Below are 20509 nucleotides of genomic sequence, written 5' to 3' on the forward strand. Positions count from 1 at the left end.
AGGCCGCGCATGAATTCGCCCGAAATCACCGTCATCATCATCAATTATAACGGCGGCGCGTTCCTTCAGGAGGCGGTCAACTCCCTTGGGCGGCAGACTTTTCAGAATTTCGAACTGATTGTTCTGGATAATGCGTCTGCGGACGGCTCGCCAGATACGTTGGACTTGTCAGGTGTGCCGTCTGGCCGGCTGATCCGCAGCCCCGAAAATCTCGGCTTTGCGGCGGGCAACAACCGGGCCGCAGAAAGCGCGCGCGGGAAATGGCTCGTGTTGCTCAATCCGGACACAGTGGCCGCACCAGACTGGCTGGAAAAGCTGATGGCGGCAGCGCGGGAGAACCCTGACTGCAAGACCTTTGCGTCTGCCCAGTTGGACCTCAATGACAGCACGCTGATGGACGGCGCCGGCGACGCTTACCTTTTCTTCGGCATTCCCTGGCGCGGCGGTTTTGGCCGACCAGTCAGGGAACTGCCCGAAACCGGGTGGTGTTTCAGCGCGTGCGGCGCTTCCGCGATGTATGATACGGCGCTGTTCCGCCAGATGGGTGGATTTGACGAACGCTTCTTCTGCTACTGTGAAGATGTTGATCTTGGCTTCCGTCTTCAGCTTGCCGGGCATGATTGCCTGTTTGTGCATGACGCCATTGTTCATCACGCAGGCAGCGGCATCACGGGCCGGCAGAGCGCGTTCTCGACCTATCACGGCACGCGCAACCGGCTGTGGACCTATTTCAAGAACATGCCATTTCCGCTCATGTTGCTAAGCCTGCCCGGGCATGTAGCGCTTACACTGTATGTCCTTGCACGGAACGCGTTCACGCCGCGCTTCGTGCCTATGGTGCGCGGGATTCGTGATGGCCTGTCGGGCAGCTGGAAAGCCTCGCGCCCTGGAAAATGGAAGCAGGACGAGCGGCGCCTCGGCCTATGGCCATTGCTGCGCCGCATGGCGTGGAATCCCTGGCGGCTAAGTTCGCGCAAGGCCCATGTGCGCCCCGCGCAGCAGAAACCCGCCCCTTCCGGAGCGGCCTTCGAGCTTGAAGCCGCCGGACATCCCGGGCGGACCAAGCCTTAAAGCTTGGCTTCGTTCTGGTGTTCCAGAAACCAGTGATAGGCGTTTTCCAGCCCTTCCCGCATGCCGATCTGCGGCGCCCATCCCATTGCTCTCAGACGGTCTGCCCGCATGAGCTTGCGAGGCGTTCCGTCCGGCTTGGAAAGGTCTTTTTCCAGCGCTCCCTGGAAGCCCACGACCTCCATCACCAGTCTTGCCAGCGCCTCGATGGTCATATCCTCGCCCGAGCCGACATTGACGTGCGCGTCGCCGGAATAATGCTTCATCAGATGGACAAGCGCGTCGGCGCAGTCATCTGCATGCAGAAATTCCCGCATCGGCGTGCCGGTTCCCCAGATCGTCATCGACGGAGCTCCCGCCAGCTTGGCTTCGTGTGCCTTGCGGATCAGCGCGGGAATGACGTGCGAGGACTGAAGATTGTAGTTGTCGCCCGGCCCATAAAGATTGGTCGGCATGGCTGAAATGTAGTCTACGCCGTGCTGGCGGCGATACGCCTGGCAGAGCTTGATGCCGGCAATCTTGGCGATGGCATACCACTCATTGGTGGGCTCCAGCGGCCCGGTGAGCAGAGACTCCTCGGCAATCGGCTGCTCGGCAAATTTCGGATAGATGCAGGACGATCCGAGGAAAAGCAGCTTCTCGACGCCGTTCCGGAAGGACGCTTCGATCAGATTGGCCTCGATCATCAGATTGTCGTAGAGAAAATCTGCCGGATACGTATCATTCGCCAGAATGCCGCCAACCTTTGCGGCCGCGATCACGACGGCGTCCGGCCGGTGTTTCGCCATCCAAGCCCGCACACTGGCCTGATCAATCAGGTCCAACTCCGAGCGGGGCGCGGTGAGCACCGTGCACCCTTCGCGCGCAAGGCGGCGCACGGTGGCGGCGCCAACCATTCCGCGATGGCCGGCCACAAAGACTCGCTTGCCTTCAAGGCTGTAGACGGGTGCATCTGCCGGCATGACGGACCTCTTAATCTGACCGGTTGTTGCGCCAGTGTTCGCGCTCGATCAGGGCAAGGTCTGCCTGGATCATTTCCTTCACGAGGTCGGGGAAGCTCGTCTGGTGTTTCCATCCCAGCTTCTCATGCGCCTTGGTGGGATCGCCGATCAGGAGGTCCACCTCGGTCGGGCGGAAATATTTGGGATCAATCCGGACAAGCACTTCACCGGACTTCTTGTCGATCCCCGTTTCATCAACGCCTTCGCCTTTCCACACGATGGTGCGGCCAACTTCGGCAAAGGCGAGTTCGACAAATTCGCGAACCGAATGGGTCTCGCCCGTCGCCAGCACCCAGTCGTCCGGTGTGTCGTGCTGCACGATACGCCACATGCCCTCGACATAATCGCGCGCATGGCCCCAATCGCGCTTGGCGTCCAGGTTGCCCAGATAAAGCGCTTTCTGAAGCCCGCGCTCCATCCCCGCGACCGCGCGGGTGATCTTGCGGGTCACGAATGTTTCACCGCGTGTGGGGCCTTCATGGTTGAACAGGATGCCATTGGAGGCGTGAATGCCATAGGCCTCCCGGTAGTTCACCGTGATCCAGTAGGCATAGAGTTTGGCAGCCGCATAGGGGCTACGCGGATAGAAGGGCGTGGTCTCGCGCTGGGGCACTTCCTGAACCTTGCCGTAAAGCTCGGATGTTGAGGCCTGATAGAAGCGGACCGTTTTTTCGAGCCCCAGAATGCGGATTGCCTCGAGCAGACGCAGCGTGCCCAGAGCGTCTGCATTGCCGGTATATTCGGGCGTTTCAAAACTCACCTGAACATGGGACTGGGCCGCAAGATTGTAGATCTCGTCAGGCTGGGTCTCCTGAACCAGGCGGATCAGGTTGGTCGAGTCCGTCAGGTCCCCATAATGCAGGAAGAAGCGCGTCTCATGCTCGTGCGGGTCGCGGTAAAGGTCGTCCAGCCGCTCGGTGTTGAAAGAAGATGACCGGCGCTTCACACCGTGGACAACATAGCCCTTATCCAACAGCAAACGTGCGAGATAGGCGCCGTCCTGTCCGGTGACGCCGGTGATGAGAGCAGTTTTCTGGGAGGACAAATCTTCACCTTTCAGACTTCTGAATGAACACCGGGCATAGCCGTGTGGGCCGCAAGATCAACCACAAAGATTGGGGCGATACAGTGGCAGACCGGTTCACCGGATATACCCACCGGATGCAACCGCCCAAACCTTTGATTACCTCACACCAAGCTGCAGGCGGCCCGCGCCGCTCGTCTTTGGGGCTTCCCTATCCGACCGGGCCCCAACGCCCGCCACACTGTTGGCCTCTTCAGTGAAGGACAACCATATGAACCACTCTGCAAATCTGGGATTGCCATATCTGCAATCCAATCAGGCCCAGAAACACGTCACCCTGAACGAAGCGCTGCGCCGTCTGGACGCCATTGTCCAGGTCAGGGTCGAGCGTCGGGACCTGAACGATCCTCCCGCCCACGCCGCCGAGGGAAGCCGGTACATCCCGGCAGAGGCAGCATCTGGCGCCTGGGCAGGTAAAGCTGGCACAATCGCCTGCTTTCTGGATGGCGCATGGATGTTCGCCGCCCCCCAGACCGGTTGGCTGATCTATGTCGCCGAGGAAAGCGCCCTCCTGATTCGCAAGGAAGCCGGATGGGAGGACGTGGTGACAAGCGGCCTCAACCCGGCGCCCAGAATAGGCATCAATGCAACGGCCGACGACACCAACAGGCTGACAATCTCCAGCCCGGCTGCTCTGTTCGACCATGCCGGCACCGGCCACCAGCTCAAACTGAACAAGGCAACAGAGGCCGACACAGCCAGCCTGCTATTTCAAACAGGCTATACCTCCAAGGCCGAACTGGGGCTGACCGGATCAGACCAGCTCGAGCTGAAGGTGTCTGCCGATGGAAGCAGCTTTACATCTGCAATGGCATTCAATGCGGTGACGGGCTTTGCCGGGCTTGGCACCCCTGCTCCGGCGTCGCGCCTGCATGTTCAACAGGATTTCGATGCGCGCCTTACAATCGATACGGTCCAATCCGGCGCAGGGGGCGGATTCGATATCCTGAATTCCACAGATGGCCAGAACTGGCGCGTCACCGGCTCTCCGGCAAACTTCAAGATCCGCGATCACTCCGCGCTGATAGACAAGTTCATTCTGAATCCGGGCGTTACCGGCTCTGCTTACATCCTGAACATCTCCAATTTCGGGATTGGCACAAGTTCCCCCACCACCAGGCTGCACGTTGACGGACCCGTACGCGTTGGAAGCTTCCCCAAGGCCGGCCTGCCTAGCGCGGCCTCAGCCGGCGCCGGAACAATCATTTTCGTGCCCGATGAGGCCGGCGGCAGCGTCCTGGCCTTCAGCGATGGCACAAACTGGCGCCGCGTCACCGATCGCATGACAGTGAGCTGAGACAGAATGACTCAGTAGAATGTCTATTCTGCCGCCCCCTCCCGAGCACCTTATCTCGCCGCAGAGCGAGCCAATGGCTCAGGTGGTGGACAAGGCTATGGTTTCGCGCGAAGAAGCCCCTTGAAAGAGAGGACAGATACCGGCGACAACCTCTCAACCTGAAATTCCAAACAACAGGTCTAGGCAGTTTATGGACGGTACAGGTCACAGCGTTTCCGCAGGGGCGCCTATTGCGCGTACGGAAGACGTCTTCGAATATGACGCCCACAAGGGCCATACGCGCTATGCGTGGAATGATCTGCGCGAAGCGCTTTCCCGGCACCGGCTGGTGCGGACGATGGTCAGCACAGAATTTAAATCTCGGTACAAAGGCACCCTGCTGGGCGCTTTCTGGTTGACCGCGACGGCGGCTGTTACCGTGCTCGGCCTCAGTGTCATCTATGCTCAGGTCTTTCAGATCGATTTCAGATCCTACCTGCCTTATGTGGCGATTGGCATGATGGTCTGGGGGCTGATCAACGGTTTTATTACCGAGTCGGTGACGACATTCTCCGGCACATCGACTGTGTTTACACAGATCAAAATCCCGATGAGCGTGTTTCCGTTGACCCTCACAGGGCGGTTGATGACGACATTTTTCTACAGGGCGCTGGTCGTCATATTGATCCTGTTCATCGGCAGTCATTCACTTGCATTGTGGGAAGTATTTGCGGCGCTTGCCGGCGTGGCACTCATTGCATGGGCTGGCTTCTGGACCGCCATGCTGTTTGGAATTCTGGGCGCGCGCTTCCGTGATTTCGGGCAGTTCGTGAATGCCTTCATGACATTCGCCTTCTTCATGACGCCTGTGTTCTGGGACGCATCCCGGCTCACGCATTACGCGTTCGTCGCTCACCTCAACCCGCTCTACCATTTTCTGAATGTGGTGCGCGGTCCGCTGATCGGTACGACAGATACCGGAACAAGCTTCATCGTAGTTGGCGTGTTCTCGATGCTACTGCCACTTCTGGCGTTCGGACTTTTCACCAAGTTCCGCCACCGCCTGGCCTATTGGTGCTGATACAATGGCGAGACTTCATCTGGAAAATATTGGCGTCGACTTTCTGATCAGAGATGTGAGCCAGAATACCCTTGTTTCCACCGCGCGCTCCTTCGCGACCGGCGGCATCATCGACATGTCAAACCGCCGCAAGGTCTCCATCAACGCGCTCCGGAACGTAAATCTGGACCTGAAAGACGGCGACCGCGTGGGCCTGATCGGCCACAACGGCGCCGGGAAAACAACGCTGCTCAAAGTGCTATCCGGCATTCTTCCGCCAACTGCCGGACGGCTGCGGATCGAGGGACGGCTCGCCGGCCTGCTCTCCATTCAGCTTGGGCTTGATACCCGCGCTTCAGGCTATGAGAACATCATGATCCGCGCCCGCTATATGGGCGTGTCCGAGGAAGAAATCCGGGAAAAATTTGACGAGATCTGCGCCTTCTCGGAACTGGGCGAATACCTTCACCTCCCGATGAAAACCTATTCGAGCGGCATGCGCGTCCGCCTCGCCTTCTCCATTGCCACAGCCTTCGATCCAGACATCCTGATCCTGGACGAATGGCTCTCCGCCGGCGACGCCACCTTCCGCGACAAGGCCTCCCAACGGATGAAAGACCTGATCAACCAGACAGGCATTTTCGTCATGGCCACCCACCAGGTCAGCCTCATGCGCCAACTCTGCAACCGGGGAATCGTGATGAAGAAAGGCGAAGTTGTCTTCGATGGAGATTTGGAAGCGGCGCTGCAGTTTCATGCATGATAGGCCGCATACACTGGACACCCATCGCATGGCACAGAAAAGCTGATGGTTTTCGGTGATATCCAACGAGCTTTCTCGCCAAGTGTGAACTCTAGGGTTGCAGCCAGTAGAGTTGTCAGTACGTTTTTCGCCAATTTTGAAGTCGTTGGAGATTAGTCGTGGATCAGGCAGAATTTGACCAGTATGCCGAGCACTATGAACGCATGATGCGCGAGAATATTGCGGTCACTGGCGAAGGACCGGAGTATTTTGCCAGATACAAAATCGCCGACACACACGAACGTTGTAAGCGGGTGGGCCTTCAACCGAAGCAGATTCTGGATTTCGGATCAGGTATTGGGGCCTCAACTCCGCTTTTTGCCGAGTTTTTTCCGGAAGCGGAGCAAATTTCGGCAGATGTCTCCCAAAAGAGCCTGTCATTCCTAGGGGCGAAATACCCCGGCCTGTCCAAACTGGTTCATATCTCAGATGATAAACTACCGCTGGACGACAACTCGATAGATCTGGCGTTTACGGCCTGTGTATTCCATCATATCGCCCCTGACGAACATCACCAATGGCTGACCGAGATCCGTCGTGTTTTAAGGCCTGGGGGACTATTTATGCTGTTCGAGCATAACCCCTTCAACCCGTTGACTGTCCGTGCGGTGAACACCTGCCCTTTCGATGAAAATGCTATCCTGATCAAATCCTCCACAATGGCTGAACGGCTTCGCCGAGCCGGCTTTGAACCACCCCAAACCGATTACCGCATATTCTTTCCATCGGCTCTTGCAGTCATGCGGCCGCTTGAACAAGCTATGAAATGGCTTCCCCTCGGCGGCCAGTACAGCCTGTCGGCCCGAACGTGAGCAGCAAGCTTGCCACTCAATTGATGAGATTTGCCGCCTCCGGCATAGCGAACACCTGCTTTGGGCTCGCAATCATCTACTTGGCTATGGCCGCCGGCGTGCAGTATGTGTTCGCCAATATGGTCGGATATGCTGCGGGCCTGGGATTGAGCTTCGCCTTGAACAGGTTCTGGACCTTCGAGCGCAGGTCGGGATCAGCTCATAAAGACATAGCGCCCTTCCTGATTCTGGCATTGGCAGCTTACGGAGCAAACCTGGTCACCGTGATTGCGCTAATCGAGCTCATCAAGATTAACCCGGCAATTGCACAACTGGCGGGTGTCGCAACCTACGCCGTCATAAATTTTGCCGGCATGAAGTATTTTGTTTTTCCATCAGATGGGGGTTCTGATCCGTGAACACGCCAAACGAATTTTTGGCGCCAACTCTTTGCGTTGTGGTGCCATGTTACAACGAAAAGGAAGTCCTCGCCGAGTCCGCCGCCCGCTTGACTAGCGCCTTGGAAAGCCTTGTTTCCGCCAACCTGGTTCACGCCAACAGTTTTATTCTATTCGTGGACGATGGATCGAAGGATGAAACCTGGGCGCTGATCGAAGGAGTGGCGTCGCGCTTTGAACGCGCAGAAGGTCTTAAACTGTCTCGAAACCGTGGTCATCAGAACGCAGTTTTCGCGGGATTGATGGAGGCGAGCGCGGATGTGTTTGTATCCATAGACGCAGATCTGCAGGATGATATTTCGGTCATCGAAAAGATGGTGCGCGAACATATCGATAATAAAGTCGACATTGTGTATGGCGTGCGCGCTGATCGATCATCGGATACGCGGTTCAAACGGTTCACCGCAGAGGCGTATTACAGAATCCTCTCCGTGATGGGCGTCGAAGTGGTGTTCAACCATGCCGATTTCCGCCTTATGAGCGCCAGAACCGTCAGGGCGCTGGGTTCTTATCGCGAGGTGCACCTTTTCCTTCGCGGGCTAGTGCCGCTCATAGGATTCAAAACCGCAACCGTAGAATATGACCGCTCGGAACGGTTCGCCGGGGAATCAAAATATCCCCTACGCAAAATGCTTTCTCTGGCTTGGGAGGGCATCACGTCGTTTTCTGCCCGCCCATTGCGCATGATATTTCTTGCCGGCGCCAGTGTGTCGTTTTTATCCTTTATTGCAGCAATAGTCGCAATTTTTGCTAGCATTTCTGGTGCCACGATTGCCGGCTGGACCTCGATCATGGTCATGGTCGCATTCTTGGGAGGAATACAGCTTTTGTCCATCGGTCTGATCGGAGAGTACATTGGTAAGATATATATCGAGATCAAAGATCGCCCTCGTTACTTTGTCGATGTAAGGACCCGCCCCTGATGATGTCCGTCCGGGAACAGATTGCCCAGATATTCAGCGATGAACGCAAGTCGCCCCTTCTATGGGCGATTGGGATTGCTGTTTTTGCGTACTTCATTTTTATCGCGCAACACCCCCTGGGCAACCACGCGCTGAGGTTGCCCTGGCTCCATGAGAACGAGCAGATTGGAAATGGCCGGTGGCTAGGTACGTTCTTTGGCCACCTTCACTATGATGCTGACGTTCCCGTTGTTATGCCGGCCTTCTCAATCGCGCTCGGCGCGCTGGCGGCGTTAATTGCATCGCACATATGGCGTCTGGGCCGTACCCGGCTCGACAGTTTTATTGTGTTCGCCATTGTTCTCGTTTTCCCGATGAACTTGGCGTATTTTTACTACTCGTTCATGGCACCGCTCTTCTTCGTCGCACACCTGTTTGCGGTACTTGCTGTTTTTGTCATGGACAGATGGAGTATCTGGCGGATAGCGGCGGGTGCACTTCTCGTCTTGTTGACGCTTGCCAGCTATCAGGCTTCCATATCCTTATTCGGAATACTGACGTTTACTGCCCCAATTGCGTCATTCTTGCTTACGCGCGGAAATCCGGACAATGTGGAAATCCGTGCTCAGTGCATTATCCTGACCGCGAGAGTAATCGGGGCCGCTCTCGGGGGAGTTGGCTATCTTCTGAGCCTGAAATACTTCAAGGTCGGGTCCTCCCAGTCACTGAATTTCGACAGCATTTCCGACGCAATCGAACGGGTCAGATACGTGTCCGTTTCCGCATTCGAGCATCTGTGGATCACTCAGCCGGACATGCTGGCGCCGCTCAAGATATCCCTTCTGATCGCACTTACCGCCGCGATTGCCCTTTCCGCAGTAGTTTTATGGCGGTCTCCGCTGAAGGCCGTGATTACAATCGGCTTGTGGATTGGCGCAATCATTTCGTCGAAGGCAATCTTCCTCATTTCCGATCCGACCGGATCAATATTCGAGTACAGATATAACGGCGCGCTTGCTTATCTTCACGCCTTCTCGTTTGCCGTGCTTCTGTTCCTGTTCTGGCGTCCGGGCGTTCTGCGGTTTTGCATTGTTGGTGCCACCGGTGTGCTGATCATGACAATGGTTCAGGCAGATCTGGTTCGTCAAAGCGTACTGACACGCGGTGAAGCTCACGATCTGGCCATAGCAAACCGCGTTCTAGCACGCATAGAGCAACTCGACACATTCGACCCAAATCGTACTTATGATCTGATCCGCATCGGACGATATTCGTCCTTCAGATACAAGCTGATGACAGCGGGCGGCTGGAAGGTGGACCGGGCGGGCGATGGGCACATGGATTATGGCGAAGTTACAGATCGCTGGGTCGATGAAGATGCGTTTCGTCTGGTTGGTGCCCGGATCAAGTTCCAGCAATCCTCCTCCGACCCCCGATACTCGGCCAAGTATGCCGAAATATCTCAAAGCAGCATACTCGACGGTCGCGAGCCATGGCCCGCACCCTCCTCTGTATTTATATCAGGCGATCGTATTATTGTGCTCATGGAGAATCCCAAGGCCACCAAAACCGTCGAAGGGACGCCGGTCGAGTTCGTAGAGGGAGGCTCCCTGAACCTTACGCCGCTCCCGGACAGGTGGAGATCAATTGGCGGTGGCCCGCCAAGCATACGTGTTACACCTGAGGGCCTGGACTTTTCGTCTGGCCAGGGCGGCATATCCGTTGAAGCACTCGATGTATCGCCGGGAGAAAGTTTCATACTGACCTACGCGGGGAAAATCCTTGATGCAGGAAACAATGGTGTGCCGCTGTCGTTTGCTGTCGGCCCTGTCTTCCTGGATGCAGATGGCAAAGTGGTTGGCTGGTGGTCTAGCGAGGCGGGCCGCAAGGCCGTCGCGCAGGCGAATGCGGATGGTACATTTTCTTTCGAAAGGGCCGTTGTCGCCCCCGACAGCGCGACGAGCGCTCATTTGGGCTTCCACGGCCCATATTCCCCTGACGGAAAAGCGAATAATGGTCGCATCCGGATCAACTCTGCAGCGTTGATCCGGAATACTGATTCAGCAGACTAGCCTGCAATCTCTTTCATGATCTCGGACACCACTCTTCCGCGTTCGCGGTTTAGGGTTTCCGGGTCGCTGAAGAGGTGGGCGAGCGTCTTTTGGGTGGCGAGATAGGCGCGGGCGAATTCCAGGTCAGGCTCGAAACCATCAATCATCGCGGCGGCGCTTTCTTCGGAATGTCCATATAGGTTGAGGAACCCGCCCTCCGGGCACACTTCGTGCAGCCTGTGGCGGGGCTCCGCATAATAAAGGGGCACACCAAGGACAGCGAAGGCATCGAACACCTTCTCCGTGATGTAGTCCGGATGGTGGGTGTTCTCAACGCCAGACACAATGAGCGCCCGCTGATCCAGCGCCGACAATTTGTCGAGATGCCAGTCCACAAGACTTTGCCGGCGCACGGCATTGGGATTCCATCCCTGCCCTACACGGACAACCGGGCCGCGCGAGACCGCCTCGGCAAGGCGTGTGCGCCAGGCGCATAGGCCGCGAACACCGAGCTCTGGCCGATAAAGGTCGAACCGGTCTTCCAGGCGGCGCTCCGCATAGAATGCAGACCGGATTGAAGCGCTCTGCCACCGGGAGAGAATCTCCTCAGCGCTCAGCGCTGCATTTCTCTGGAACAGCCGGGAATAACGCGCAAAAAATTTGTCTTCCGTGGTTATGAAGTAGGGTAGCTTTTCAAACGCAAAGACATTGGAATTCACGTGATTGACAACTGAATAGGCAATTTTCAGTTCCCCAGCCCCAGCATGCCCCATCTGCTTATCGAGCACACCACTCCAAACGGTGTCCCAGAGGGGTTCTTCCGACACCACAAGAAAATTCATCTCCGGTCGGACCGATGCTTTTTGCGCAAGCTCAGCGGCCTCTCCTCTGAAATCCGTGTCGAAACCGGTCACGACAACATCGGCCTTCCAGATATCATCCTGATAATCCACGCGCTGCTCAAAGAGACGCCGATAGGGCGCATAATACATCGGTGTACGGTTGCCGTGCCGACCGAAGAGATGAATTTGTGGCCGGCGAAAGCGCGCCACACGCAGCGTTTGAGACTCGCTCTGTTCCGGAAGGTCCAATCCGGCGGCCACCCACATTTGAGCCGCCTTCGCCGCAAGCTTTGAATCCGAGCAACGCATCAGCGCGCACTCAGCCGCGCCTTGCAAGATACGGTCTTGCCTCACAGCGGCAGCAAAGGAACTGGAATCCAGCGCCAAACGTCCGACACACAGTTTCAGGAAACTGACCAAATCATGGTCCGACGGAGACGCTGAAGACGCAATATTTTCCGCCAACTGATGAAGCGGTGGCCCTTGCTCCGTCTTGGCGTGCGCGCGGCTCGCCACCTCCAGATAAAAGTCCTGTATATCAGCAACAAAACACTCTGGCCCATAGAGCATCCAGAGCTGCGCCAGATGCGCACGCATACTCGCCAGCAGGGCCGGATCGGCAGCGATGGCTTCAAGACGCCCGGGCAACGCCGCAATATCCTCAGGCGTTTCACGGCAAAAAACCGCGGCGTTTTTCCAAAGCGCCTCATCCCCCGGCACTTTATAAGTATCGGCGAGGATAACCGGTATAGCGCCAGCGCCAATGGACTCCCAAAGCCGGATGGAATTTGGTCCCGACCCTGATGGACAAAGCGAAAAGACACTATCCTGCAACAATTGGCGGAAAGCGTTGCTGGCCTCTTCGTCCACCAGGCCGGCGCTGTCTGTCGCAGACTGACGGATCTGCAAATCATAGACTATCTTCTGGTAATGCCACCCATCCTTGCCCGTCACGAAACCGCGGGGATGCCCCGAAAGCTTTTTTAGAATCCAGTTCCGCGACTGTGTAAGATACCACTGATTGCTCTTTGCTCCAACAAATGAGAACAAATATGGACGGTGCCTTTTAAAGTCCGGACTCGGCAAATCAATGCATTGAACCGGATACAGTGGAAATGGGTGAATGCGAAGTTTCTTTCCGGAGGAAGTTTCGATCTCATCCTGCCCAATATCGGCATGCGACCAGAATACATCGGTCACACCAGATTGCGTCAAATAATCGGCATACTGAAGCATGTGTATGTGCTGGCATACAGTAACCACGTAGTCGCAGCCGCGCTCTGCCACGCGAAGTTTGGCCAACGAGTCAGCAAGACCGCTTCCCCGATCAAACTTTGAATTGATTTGATCAAACAAGGTTGCCCAAGGAAAGGCCAGATAACAAACGCCCTTCACCCGGGGCAGCAGCTCGCGCGCTTTTGAAAAGGCATAGAGTTCGGTAATGGCTGGGAATTGCCATTCGGCGTTATACGCGATGAATTCAGATTTTGGGCCGGTGATACCTGCAGGGGGACTTTGATCGTCGACAATAAATCCAGCAACCCTGGCGACATCCACTCGGACCTTCGGAGCCCCCTTTTTATACTCTGCCTCAAGACGTTTTGCCTCTACATCGCCAAACCTCACAATCAACCGATGCTTGAGGTGCATGGACAGATCGCGCTCTGTTGTCCGCAGAGTTCGGCTAGCAAAATCCACGGATAGGCGCTTCTGGCTTAATTCGCGACCAATCAGCCCGACTAGACATTGAGCTCGCTGTTCGTCAGCTATAATGCCGGAGATCTCCGCCATATATGCATCCCGTTGAGCTTTGCTGAGTTGCCCCTCCCGCTCGTGGAAGAGTCCCAACGGATAGCCGACCTGAAAAAGCTCTTCTGTTTGGGCAAATTTTCTCCAGAGATTCCAGTCTCCCGCCAAACGAAACGAAGAAAAATCATGTCCAGCATCTATTGTCGCCCAGAGCGATGCCCTGAAAAAAGTTCCTTCTTGCTGAACAAACTCCCAATGTTTGCCATCGCAAAGGCCCTGCTTGATTACAGCTGACGCCATTCGCCTATCAGCTTGGCCTACTATACTCCCCTCACTGATTATTGTCGCCGTTCCGGCCACCCAACTTATTTCGCCTTTCTGCGGGTCCGCATCGATGAGTGACATCAAGGCGCAGGCGCCCGGCGCCAGCATGTCGTCGGCGTTGATCCAGGTCAGCCAGTCCGAATCCGCGAACTCGAATTTCGAAAAGCCTCGTGCGATTGCGTCGTACATACCCTTGTCCGGCACGCTTTCATACGTGAAGCGAATGGCCTTGCAGAACAATGGCCACTGCCCTTCCTCGATGCGCCGCTTCCAGAGCTCAAGACGCTCAAGGGTGTCATCTGTCGATCCCCCGTCCTGGACATGATAGTCGATTTCAAACGGGCCAGCCTGATTGAGGACACTGGATATCGTCTGGTCGATCGTTGCCGCAGCATTGAAACAAGGCGTGACAATACAAATGCGTGTGGGAAATGTGGTCATTCGGATCGATGAATCTTTCTGCCTTCAGCTTTTCCAAGCCGCAGGTAATGGACAAGCGGATTGATACCGGCCTGCGCAACATCCGGATTGTCATCCAGATACCGGCGGGACGAGAATTCGGGCCCGGCGTCCCGTCCTTCCTGGCCACCATACCGGACGAAATGAAGCGCCGGGTTGGCACCCGCTGTTCTGACATCCGCGTTCTTTTCGAGATACCATTGGCGATCGAAAAGGCCTGATGCGGCGACCAGCCTTGCCTCCTGTTGAAGCCTGAGCCAGGTCCGCGGCTTGAATCGCGATTTTGCAGCCGGCGGCTTTTCAATGCGCGGGCGGAGCCCCCTTGCTGGAGATGGGGGGGCCGCCGACGCCGCTGGCGGAGCCAATATTGTTGCTGAACGCGCCTCAAGTAACTCGGCCCTGGCCTGAATAAGGTCTGCCTGGACATTCTGTGCGCGCATTCGATGGGAGGTGGCCTCGGCGGTCTTGGTTTCTGCGAGAGCCTGAATGTCGGAGAAGATATCCCGAAGCTGCGCAACTTCCGCCTCAAGCTCGGCTACATGGGCCGCGCGATTGTCCAGGGGGTCTGTTTCGGCGCCCCTGCTTTCATGAGAGGCTTTTATCTGTCGGCGCAGATCCTGCGCAGCCCTTTCTGCCAGAAAGGCGGCCTGGCGCATCGCGGCCGCCTCTTCCTTCGTGCGCTGGAGGATTTCCTGGTCTTTAATCAGTAAGCGGTATTTTTCAGCCACTTGATCCAACTCGCCAACCCGCCACTCCGCAGCTGAGGCAAGGGGAAGCGCCATGGCGCTGAGGCTATCCTCCAAGCTTCGAACAGAAGGCATTTGATTGGCGAGAGCGCCGCCCAGCAATCTGTATACAGGCTGGGGCAATACGTTGCCGAGCGGCTTTCCGCTCAGGTCAGCCAGATCAAACATGAATTTGTCCGCGCAGGCCTGCAGCATGTCCCGGGGCGCCGCCAGCGCTTCATCAATCCGGATCAGGATCGTTCGCTGCTGATTGGCCTTGGCAAATTCCAACAGGCCTCTCCCTTCCCGAAGCCAGTTCTCCGCCGCGTCGGCTGCCGTTTCGCCTGCCTCCATCCGACGCGCGATCCCAACAGCAGCGGGCTCATAAACAATCAGACACCGCCGGCCCGGATCTTCAGACAGCAAAATCTCGAACATGGCCCAGGGTTTTGTCGCCTGCGTGACAAAGAGGGCTGAACTGGAAATCGCTTTCAGCTGCTGCCGGAATTTTTCCAAAAGATCGGCATTTGTGGCGCCATCGACACTAATGGGTGACACATTGACCACCCGCTCCCCGAAGGCGGAAATCAGGGGCTGAAGACTGCCTTGATACTGCTTGCCCTGAATGGCAACGAGGACATGCATCCTGGCAACTCCACACTTTCTGGTCGGCTTCCACCATGCCTCAGGTTCACATGAACCCGTAACAGTTCCATTGCTTTACAAGGCACTTATCAATAGCGAGAACGAGCTAATTGTATCAAGGTAGAATTCCAAGAGGATATTATGGTCTTTAACTTTCTAAGGGGGAAAAAAGACGTGCAGAGACATCCGCTGAAAACGCATTCCTTTCGTGTCCTCAAGGAGATGGGCGTACCTGTTGAAACAGTAATAGACGTCGGCATTCTATCTTCGACATACGAACTCATTCATGCCTATGGAACCGTGCCACAGATCCTCATTGAGCCGATTGTTGAATTCGAGGATAGAATCCGCGCCACCTACGACAAACACAAGGTCAATTATGAACTGATCAAGGTTGCAGCGTCCGATTCGGACGGTGAGGCATTGATGAGAACGAGCTCCGTGCGGGACGGCGTTGATATTACGCACGCGCGGATGACTGAGGATGAAACCATCGCAGGTAGTTACCGCACCGTCCCCAAGCGCAAGGTTGATACGCTTGTTGCGGAGCGTAATCTGGCAAAGCCCTACCTCCTGAAGATTGACGTGGACGGCGCAGAACTCGAGATCCTAAAGGGCGCGGAAAACACGCTGAAAGACTGCAGCGTCATCTGTATCGAAACCAGCCCAGTTAACTTCTACCAACGTTCAGAGGCCATAAGAAAGCACGGTTTCCAGCTCTTCGATCTGGTTGACATTTGCTACTACAATAATCGGCTCATCCAGATGGATGCGATCTTTGTAAAGACGGATATCATTCTGGAGAGAAAGCTCGAGATCTATCGGGACGGTTTCGATATCTCGAAATGGAACGCTTACGATCCAAAGTAAATTTCCTCAAATGGTCAGCGCCCCGCGCGGTCATTTCGGCACGGGAACCCCATTCTCATCTATCAGAACCCGTCCGGCCTTCACCGCCTGGCGCTGACGCAGAACATACCGAACCGGCGCCAGAGTCATGACATTGCGCATCCTGGGCGCCAGGATGGCTGCCAGCTCTGTCAGCTGTATGCGGCAACGCTCCTTCTCACTGGCGACCTCTCGCAGGCGCGCTTCCGTTTTCCGGAGCTTTTCGGATTGCTCCTTTTGCTCCTTTCGCAGTTTTTCCACAGCGCCCTCATCCGTTCGATGCTGCTCTTGCAGGCTCGAAACACGGTCGCGCAAGCGGCTGTTGAGCTGTTTGAGCGCCTGCACGTCATTGTCGGCGGATTTCGCGGCTGCCTGGCTCTCTGTCAGCTTTGCTTCAAGGTCCGCGATCCTGCGGTCCCGCCTGGTCAACCCTGCTTTTAGCTCCTCGATTTCCTTCGCTTTGCCGGAGAGCTCGGCCGTCAGCGCCACGATCCCCACATCCCTCTGCAGGGCAGAATTCGCCGCTGCCTCGATCTGATCGGACTGCTTGGCCAACAGGGGACCGAGTGTTTCCATCAGATCCGTACGTGTTGCCTCCGAAACCTTGCTGACGATCAAAGCCGCCTGCTTCTCCCCCGCTGCGCGCGATGTTTCCGCTTCTGCCCGCGCGGCATTGGCAATGTTTCTCACGCGCGTGGGCGCAAGATTGGGCGCGAGTTGCGGCACATAGGGCTTGCCCGGCTTGCAGGCCTCATACTTCGCCAGCAGCCGCGCCTTGATCTGAGGGATGTCGATATTCCTGGCGGCGCCGAATATGCGGGCATCGCCGAAATAGCTGTCGACGAACGGCGCGACCGCGTCCCGGTCCACCGCCCGCAGACTGATCCAGTTGGTAATGGGCCCGACCTTGTCTTCGAGTTTCGCCGGATCTATCAGCTCGGTCGATGCGCCCAGAAAACTGGCGATCTCGCCCATCACCCGCGGCAGATCGGCCATAAGCTCTTCGTAGGGCACAATCTTCAGCCTGCCTGGAAACCGGCTGGCGGACTGTAGCGCCGCTTCATTCATGAAACGCCACCAGTCCAGCGTCCGCTCGACCTCTGTGAGGTCAGCGGTAGGCCGATGGCTGCCGGCGAATCGCACCGCTGCCTCCGTGTTGAAACGCGCCTCATCGGAAGGGTGGAACTCCCCGCCAAAGAACGAAAAATAAAGCAACGCGGAGTTCACGACATCCAGAGGATTCCGGATGAGGTGAACGATCTTCAGATCGGGATCACGCTCGAGAAAGGCGCTGAGGCGCCCTGCTCCGCGGATCACCTTGGCAACAACCGGCGTGCCGGAAGGCAGAATTTCGTCGATGAACTGATCGTGCACCGGATGGCTGCCATCCAAAAACAGGGGCGACTGGGTGTGCGCATAAAGGCCCGTGGCACTGATGGAATCAGTCTGGGAAAAGGCATCCCCAAACTCCTCGGGAAACTTGTCCCAGGTAGGCGCCCCCCAGAGAAAAGGCTCGTAGCGGCCAAGGGTGTCAGGCGCGATGGCGCGCGCCGCGCCCAGCAGGGCGCTGTAGGCCATCGTCGTGCCAGACCGGCCAACGCCGGAGATCATCCAGTGAAAACGTGCCAATTGCGTGCGCCCTTCAATAAATCTCAGCCCCTGCATGTGCCGGATATTCCGATGGATTTCCACCCCGCGCGCGGTTAGCTCTGGCAAGCCGCGCCCCGGCCCACCCCTGTCAGGAGGAGAGGACTTGAAACTTTCCATTGTCACGCCGCTCCTGAATGGTGCCCGCTTCCTGCCGGATCTGATCGCGAGCCTGCAGGCACAGACCCATGCCGAATGGGAGCACATCATCGTGGATGGCGGCTCCACCGATGGCAGCCTAGACATCGCGCGACAATGGACCGGGCAGGACAGCCGCGCCCGCCTGGTCGAGGCGCCGGGCCTCGGGCTTTATCCGTCCATTTTCAAAGGCTTCGATCTGGCTACAGGAGACCTCCTCGCCTGGCTCGCCTGCGATGATCTCTACACAAGCTGGGCCTTCGCCAGCGTCGTGGCCCATGCCTCCGCTACCGGCGCAGATTGGATCACCGGCCTCCCCGGCGCCTGGGACGAAGCCGGGCGGCTGCGCTATATCCGCCCCTATGGCCGATACCCGCGCGCCTGGATCCGCAAGGGCTGGTTCCATGGGGGGTTTCTGGGCAATCTTCAGCAGGAAAGCATGTTCTTCACGCCGGGCCTGCTCCAGCGCCTTTCCCCTGCGCAGCGCGCGGAAATCGAGGGGATGCGCCTGGCCGGAGACTTTCTGCTCTGGCGGCGTCTGGCCGAACATGCCCGCCTCAGCGTGATCCCCACGGCGCTGGCCGGGTTTCGCTTCCATGGCCGGAATCTATCTGTTGGCGGCGCAGACCAGTATGCCGATGAAGTGCGCGCAACCGGCGCGCCCTTCCCCCATCCCCGGCTTGCGCGACTGATGACACGCGCTTTCCGGTCCTGGTCGGCAATCGGCGCCCTGCACCAGATGGACGCGGCAGACGCCGCCCTCCATGCCGAGCTTGCCGCCAGGCGCTAGATCCAGCCTGCCCGGCGGAAATAGACCGGCTCTCCGCCCCCCGCGCGGGAGAGCGACAGCTCCAGCGTTTCGCCCGGCGCAAGGGGTGTTTCCAGCATCAAATCCATGCCCTGCCCGGCTGCCAATATCTGTTTGACCGGCAGAGAGGCGGTCACATTCAGCCCCGTCGCATCCCCATCAAACTTCAGCGACACCCCCGCCCGGCCCTGCGGCGCATAATGGGCTAGCACCAGCCGGACTGTCTCCGCCATGCGCCCATCCGCGCCGATGCCGTAAACTGATGGCCCCGTTCCGCGCAGGCGCCGGATCACCTTCTGGCGCAGGCTATCGGGCCAGATCATGTCAATTATCGCGTGGATGGCAAAATCCCGGAACACGGCCTTGCGCGCAGCCTCCGGCGCATGGCGCGAAATCAGCGCTTTCAGCTCCGCGCGGCGGCGCTTGTTCAGGGAAGCCGTTTTCGTTCCTGCCGCCCAGAGAACCATGGAGATCGGCGCATCGACAAAACCAAACTTCGCTCCATCCTTATACAGACGGATCCACAAATCCCAGTCCATCGTGTAGTGCAGGTCACGGTTCAGTCCGCCCGCGCGGTCATAGGCAGCGCGGGAAAACAGGCAGGATGGCTGCGAAATGATCCCGGCCTGCAGTAGCCGATCGCCGGGCCGCTCCACATTGAAGTGGTATCCCGTCATGGCGCCGCTATCATCGAGAATAGTGCTATGCCCGTAGATCACCTCCAGCGAAGGATCAGCCGCATGCGCGGCCCGGATCTGCGCCAGCGCGCCGGGCATCAGAATGTCATCTGCGTTCAGCCAGCCAAGCCAGTCCCCCTCAAGGTTTGCCCAGCCTTCCAGGATAGCATCCGACTGCCCCTTGTCGGGGCCGTGCCGGCGAAAAGCCAGCCAGTCGGCATTGTCATCTGCCACCGCTTTGACCCGCGCATCGCCGGACGCGTCCAGCAGCGCAACTGCCACGCCAGCGCCCTGGCTTTTCAGGCTGGCCAGCGCTTGCGGCAAAAACGGATGCCACGCGCCCACGGGCACGGAAATGGCGAACTTCTGCATATGGTTAAGTCTCTCTTATTCCTGCCATTCCCACAGCCCCTCCTGCGCTAATTCGGGCGCGCGGGGAAGAGAACAAGTCGGCTCTCGGGTTGACAATACCCACCACCTTGGCGACCTGTCAGCAGCCTTGCTGCATGAGGGCAGTCCTGCGGAACCGTGAACCAAAATCCCATGTTCTTCCCCCAGTCCATTCCGGAAATTATCCTGATAAAACCCCGTCGATTCAACGACGCACGGGGCTATTTCTGTGAAACCTATCGTGAGAGCAGCTATCGTGAACATGGCGTCACAGCTGCCTTCGTTCAGGACAATCACTCTCTGTCGGATGCCCCCTTCGTGCTGCGCGGATTGCACTTCCAGATTGGCGCCTCAGCGCAGGCAAAGCTGATCCGCTGCACGCGCGGCGCCATCTTCGATGTTGCCGTCGATCTGCGTCAGGGCTCGCCTACTTTTGGCGCCCATGTCACCGCAGAGCTGACGGAGCAGAACGGCCATCAGCTGTATGTTCCCACAGGTTTTGCACACGGCTTCTGCACACTGACAGCCAATTGCGAAGTGCAGTACAAAGTATCCACCTATTACGATCCGGCGAATGATCGCGGCCTTGCCTGGGATGATCCTTCAATCGGGATCGAATGGCCGCTTCAGGGAAATCCGCCGATCCTTTCAGGGAAAGACACCACGCACCCTCTGCTGTCAGATTTGCCCGCTTATTTCCAATATGATGGAGCCTGAATGTCCG

At 57.3% G+C, this 20509-nt stretch carries 17 protein-coding genes; 11 read left to right on the forward strand and 6 right to left on the reverse strand.

The features are described 5' to 3' along the window. Positions 1-9: 9 nt before the first annotated feature. A complete protein-coding gene (locus K1X12_RS16720) occupies positions 10-1071 on the forward strand; it encodes a glycosyltransferase family 2 protein (RefSeq protein ID WP_220988730.1) in 1062 nt (353 codons plus the stop codon). Here K1X12_RS16720 and fcl read toward each other — a convergent pair. After that, positions 1068-2030 (reverse strand): GDP-L-fucose synthase, encoded by a 963-nt coding sequence (gene fcl / locus K1X12_RS16725; RefSeq protein ID WP_220988731.1) that lies wholly within the window; start codon positions 2028-2030, stop codon positions 1068-1070. The two genes, K1X12_RS16720 and fcl, sit on opposite strands and share 4 nt — an antisense overlap. 10 nt (positions 2031-2040) lie before the next feature. Then, positions 2041-3114: a GDP-mannose 4,6-dehydratase gene (gene gmd, locus K1X12_RS16730; protein ID WP_220988732.1), complete on the reverse strand. Its 1074-nt coding sequence runs from the start codon at positions 3112-3114 to the stop codon at positions 2041-2043. Positions 3115-3364: 250 nt separating this feature from the next. Here gmd and K1X12_RS16735 point away from each other — a divergent pair, with 250 nt between their 5' ends. From K1X12_RS16735 to K1X12_RS16765, 7 genes are all read left to right on the forward strand, one after another. After that, a complete protein-coding gene (locus K1X12_RS16735) occupies positions 3365-4450 on the forward strand; it encodes a DUF2793 domain-containing protein (protein WP_220988733.1) in 1086 nt (361 codons plus the stop codon). Between the two features lie 190 nt (positions 4451-4640). Continuing rightward, the gene (locus K1X12_RS16740) at positions 4641-5510 is read left to right on the forward strand and encodes an ABC transporter permease (RefSeq protein WP_220988734.1); all 870 of its coding nucleotides are present in this window, start codon (positions 4641-4643) and stop codon (positions 5508-5510) included. Positions 5511-5514: 4 nt separating this feature from the next. Continuing rightward, entirely contained in the window at positions 5515-6252 is a 738-nt protein-coding gene (locus K1X12_RS16745) for an ABC transporter ATP-binding protein (RefSeq protein WP_220988735.1), read from the forward strand. Between the two features lie 158 nt (positions 6253-6410). Further along, positions 6411-7103 (forward strand): class I SAM-dependent methyltransferase, encoded by a 693-nt coding sequence (locus K1X12_RS16750; protein ID WP_220988736.1) that lies wholly within the window; start codon positions 6411-6413, stop codon positions 7101-7103. Next, a complete protein-coding gene (locus tag K1X12_RS16755; RefSeq protein WP_220988737.1) occupies positions 7100-7501 on the forward strand; it encodes a GtrA family protein in 402 nt (133 codons plus the stop codon). Before K1X12_RS16750 ends, K1X12_RS16755 begins: the two co-directional genes overlap by 4 nt. After that, on the forward strand, positions 7498-8463 hold the full coding sequence (locus K1X12_RS16760; RefSeq protein ID WP_220988738.1) for a glycosyltransferase family 2 protein: 966 nt from the start codon (positions 7498-7500) through the stop codon (positions 8461-8463). The genes K1X12_RS16755 and K1X12_RS16760 overlap by 4 nt, the downstream gene beginning before the upstream one ends. Then, positions 8463-10514, forward strand: a complete 2052-nt coding sequence (locus K1X12_RS16765; protein WP_220988739.1) for a glucosyltransferase domain-containing protein — start codon at positions 8463-8465, stop codon at positions 10512-10514. Before K1X12_RS16760 ends, K1X12_RS16765 begins: the two co-directional genes overlap by 1 nt. Here the strand turns inward: K1X12_RS16765 and K1X12_RS16770 are convergent. Together K1X12_RS16770 and K1X12_RS16775 are read right to left on the reverse strand one after the other, a co-directional pair. Next, positions 10511-13849 carry an exostosin domain-containing protein gene (locus K1X12_RS16770; RefSeq protein WP_220988740.1) on the reverse strand — a complete coding sequence of 1113 codons (3339 nt, stop codon included), beginning with the start codon at positions 13847-13849 and terminating at the stop codon, positions 10511-10513. The genes K1X12_RS16765 and K1X12_RS16770 overlap by 4 nt on opposite strands. After that, complete coding sequence (locus K1X12_RS16775; RefSeq protein WP_220988741.1) at positions 13846-15237, reverse strand: hypothetical protein; 1392 nt, start codon at positions 15235-15237, stop codon at positions 13846-13848. Before K1X12_RS16775 ends, K1X12_RS16770 begins: the two co-directional genes overlap by 4 nt. 174 nt (positions 15238-15411) lie before the next feature. On the opposite strand from K1X12_RS16775, the gene K1X12_RS16780 reads away from it, so the two are divergent. Next, on the forward strand, positions 15412-16107 hold the full coding sequence (locus K1X12_RS16780) for an FkbM family methyltransferase (protein ID WP_220988742.1): 696 nt from the start codon (positions 15412-15414) through the stop codon (positions 16105-16107). A gap of 30 nt (positions 16108-16137) precedes the next feature. On the opposite strand, the gene K1X12_RS16785 is transcribed toward K1X12_RS16780, so the two are convergent. Beyond that, positions 16138-17790 (reverse strand): sulfotransferase family protein, encoded by a 1653-nt coding sequence (locus K1X12_RS16785; protein ID WP_220988743.1) that lies wholly within the window; start codon positions 17788-17790, stop codon positions 16138-16140. Between the two features lie 88 nt (positions 17791-17878). Between K1X12_RS16785 and K1X12_RS16790 the strand changes: the two genes are divergently transcribed. Next, positions 17879-18700, forward strand: a complete 822-nt coding sequence (locus K1X12_RS16790; RefSeq protein WP_220988744.1) for a glycosyltransferase — start codon at positions 17879-17881, stop codon at positions 18698-18700. On the opposite strand, the gene K1X12_RS16795 is transcribed toward K1X12_RS16790, so the two are convergent. Then, complete coding sequence (locus K1X12_RS16795; RefSeq protein WP_220988745.1) at positions 18697-19767, reverse strand: glycosyltransferase; 1071 nt, start codon at positions 19765-19767, stop codon at positions 18697-18699. The genes K1X12_RS16790 and K1X12_RS16795 overlap by 4 nt on opposite strands. 171 nt (positions 19768-19938) lie before the next feature. On the opposite strand from K1X12_RS16795, the gene rfbC reads away from it, so the two are divergent. Continuing rightward, positions 19939-20502, forward strand: a complete 564-nt coding sequence (gene rfbC / locus K1X12_RS16800; protein ID WP_220988746.1) for a dTDP-4-dehydrorhamnose 3,5-epimerase — start codon at positions 19939-19941, stop codon at positions 20500-20502. The last annotated feature ends 7 nt before the right edge of the window (positions 20503-20509 follow it).

Source organism: Hyphomonas sediminis (assembly GCF_019679475.1).
GTDB lineage: Bacteria > Pseudomonadota > Alphaproteobacteria > Caulobacterales > Hyphomonadaceae > Hyphomonas > Hyphomonas sediminis.